Here is a 1,521-nt window from a genome sequence, read left to right on the forward strand (position 1 = left end):
GTGATATCGATTCAGCTTTATCAGACTCGTTTCAAAAAAGAGTTTTAGGTTGTCCTTATTATACTCGACCGGCAGATTTCAGAGGAATAAAAGTTCCGGATGTTCTGATTTCCGGAGATCATAAAAAAATTGAAGAGTGGCGGAAACAGAAATCTCTGGAATTAACAAAAAGAATTCGACCGGAATTGATCAAAGATAAGGATAGTTGAAAACAGACTTTGGAAAAACATTTTTCCGAATCTTCTTTATCAAGAATTTCTTTGCTAGAAGTTTTGGAAGAAGGGACATTCCGAAGCCTTCTCCCTGCTTTTCTTACATAAAGGATTCGGAAGGTTGGAAGTGAAAAATCAAGATTGGATAAAACTTTCCGAATCTTAAACGATAGAATTCTTTTGAAGGAAGCTTCGGAAAATTCAAAGATAAAGAATTATGAAACCAGATATTTATTTAGGATTAGTTCATCATCCTGTTTACAATAAATTCAGAAAGGTCGTTACAACCTCGATCACTAATCTTGATATTCATGATATTTCCAGATCCTGCCTGACTTTTGGTGTTAAGAGTTTTTTCATTATAAATCCTATCCCAACCCAGAAATTAATGTTAAACCGAATTTTAAAATTCTGGAAAAGCGAGATCGCCAACGAATATAATCCTGACCGGGTTAATGCTTTATCTATCATAAATTATGCGGAAAGTATTGAATCTTCAATCCAGCAAATCAAAAAACAGGAAGAAGTCGATCCAATTATTATCACAACAACAGCTGTGAAACAAAAGAACCATTTAAAGTTTGAAGAATATCATAAACTCAAGATCAATAAACCGGTCCTATTACTTTTTGGAACAGGAAACGGTTTAACCGATCAGGTTCATAACCTTGCTGATTATATTTTAGAACCGATATACGGAGTTCAAAATTATAATCATCTTTCAGTTAGAAGTGCCGCAGCTATTGTTCTGGACAGGCTTTATTCCGAAAAATAAAGGAGGAACAATGGATATAGTGCATGAAATTTCAAAAGAACAAATGAGGACGGATCTTCCGGAATTCAGAGTCGGCGATACGATAAAAGTTCACTATAAGATCAAAGAAGGTTCCAAAGAACGAATCCAGGTATTCCAGGGAATTGTCATCCAGAAAAGAGGGATGCAGATTTCCCGAACTTTCACTGTTAGAAAAATAAGTAATGGTGTTGGTGTTGAAAGAATCTTTCCTTTACATTCGCCACATGTTCAAAAAATCGATGTGGTTAGATTCGGTCGTGTGCGTCGAGCAAAACTTTTCTATTTAAGAAAAGCAAAAGGTAAAGCCGCACGAGTAAAAGAAAAGAAGAGATATTAGACAAAAAAAGGGAGTCGAAAGACTCCCTTTTTTATTTGAAATAAAAAAATTTCTCCATCATTACCTATAATGGATTAGCTTTTTAGGACAACCCATTAAGGTGTAATTTGACAAAAAACTAAGCGAAAAGAAGTTGAAAAAGTGGAGGTTATTTTGAATATCAGAAAAAATTACAC

The 1,521-nt window shown here is 34.5% G+C and carries 3 protein-coding genes; all 3 read left to right on the forward strand.

What is annotated here, in order from left to right; all coding sequences use genetic code 11:
• A partial coding sequence (locus tag ENL20_11950; GenBank protein HHE39268.1) for a tRNA (guanosine(37)-N1)-methyltransferase TrmD occupies nucleotides 1-209 on the forward strand: 209 nt, incomplete at its 5' end.
• Between the two features lie 220 nt (nucleotides 210-429).
• On the forward strand, nucleotides 430-987 hold the full coding sequence (locus ENL20_11955) for an RNA methyltransferase (protein ID HHE39269.1): 558 nt from the start codon (nucleotides 430-432) through the stop codon (nucleotides 985-987).
• A 10-nt stretch (nucleotides 988-997) separates the two neighbouring features.
• A complete protein-coding gene (locus tag ENL20_11960) occupies nucleotides 998-1,345 on the forward strand; it encodes a 50S ribosomal protein L19 (protein HHE39270.1) in 348 nt (115 codons plus the stop codon).
• Nucleotides 1,346-1,521 lie beyond the last annotated feature (176 nt).

The sequence above is a fragment of the Candidatus Cloacimonadota bacterium genome (assembly GCA_011372345.1).
In the GTDB taxonomy this organism is placed as follows: Bacteria; Cloacimonadota; Cloacimonadia; order Cloacimonadales; family TCS61; genus DRTC01.

Coding starts and splice junctions, on each gene's coding strand:
- ENL20_11955 (HHE39269.1), top strand. CDS start 430: ATGAAACCAGATATTTATTTAGGATTAGTTCATCATCCTGTTTACAAT.
- ENL20_11960 (HHE39270.1), top strand. CDS start 998: ATGGATATAGTGCATGAAATTTCAAAAGAACAAATGAGGACGGATCTT.